Origin of the sequence: Lagierella sp. ICN-221743, assembly GCF_037890055.1 — a bacterium.
GTDB lineage: Bacteria > Bacillota > Clostridia > Tissierellales > Peptoniphilaceae > Mediannikoviicoccus.
Genome location: NZ_JBBKBD010000057.1, coordinates 1 through 1,030 on the forward strand (window position 1 = coordinate 1; position 1,030 = coordinate 1,030).

1 protein-coding gene is annotated in these 1,030 nt (G+C 39.1%); it reads left to right on the forward strand.

The genetic code is table 11. From position 1 onward, the window contains the following. On the forward strand, positions 1–1,030 hold a 1,030-nt coding region (locus WKS98_RS09935; RefSeq protein WP_498918948.1), incomplete at both ends, for a phage tail tape measure protein.

Sequence of the window (1,030 nt, forward strand, 5' to 3'; positions counted from 1 at the left end):
AGTGGTATTGAAGGAGTCATGAACCTTGCTGCAGCTAGTGGTGAGGATCTAGCTACTACTTCAGATATCGTTACAGATGCCCTTACAGCCTTTGGTTTAAAAGCTGAAGACTCTTCTCGCTTTGCTGATGTTCTTGCTGCTGCATCATCTAATGCCAATACCAATGTTTCATTAATGGGTGAAACCTTCAAATATGCTGCACCTATTGCTGGTACACTTGGATATTCAGTTGAAGATACAGCTGTAGCTATAGGTTTAATGGCTAACGCAGGAATAAAAGGTTCACAAGCAGGGACAGCTTTAAGGTCTGGACTAACAAGACTCGCATCACCAACTAAAGAAGTTATTAATGGAATGTCCATGTTGGGATTATCTATTGAAGATGTACAGGGCCTTTCACTTGATGAAACTCTAAGCACCTTTAGAGTTGCCTTTGCCAATTTAGATGGAACTCAAAAAGCACAAGCAGCATCCATGATATTTGGTAAAAATGCCATGTCTGGAATGTTGGCAATCATAAATGCCAGTGAGAAAGACTACAATAGTTTGAGTGATGCCATCTATAATGCAGATGGAACAGCAGAAAAAATGGCTGCTACTATGCAGGATAACCTAGCTGGTCAATTAAAGATTTTACAATCTGCCTTAGAAGAATTAGCCATATCCTTTGGAGAACTTTTAATGCCTGCTGTTAGAAAAGCAGTAGATATATTAACAAGACTGGTAAATGGACTTAATGCACTTCCAGGACCAGTAAAAGGTATTATTGCAGGTATCGGTCTTTTTATAGCTGCTCTTGGACCTGTACTTATGATTGTAGGAAAACTTATCTGGTCAATTGGAACTATTATGACCAAAGGACCTCTAATAGTAGGAGGAATAACTAAGATAGTAGGAATCTTTACAGGTACTCTTATACCAGCAATTACTGCAGTAGTATCAGCTATAGGTATTGTCCCTATTGCTATTGGTGCAGTAATAGCTGGACTTGTTCTTTTATGTAAGAAGTGCGACTGGTTTAGAGAAGGGA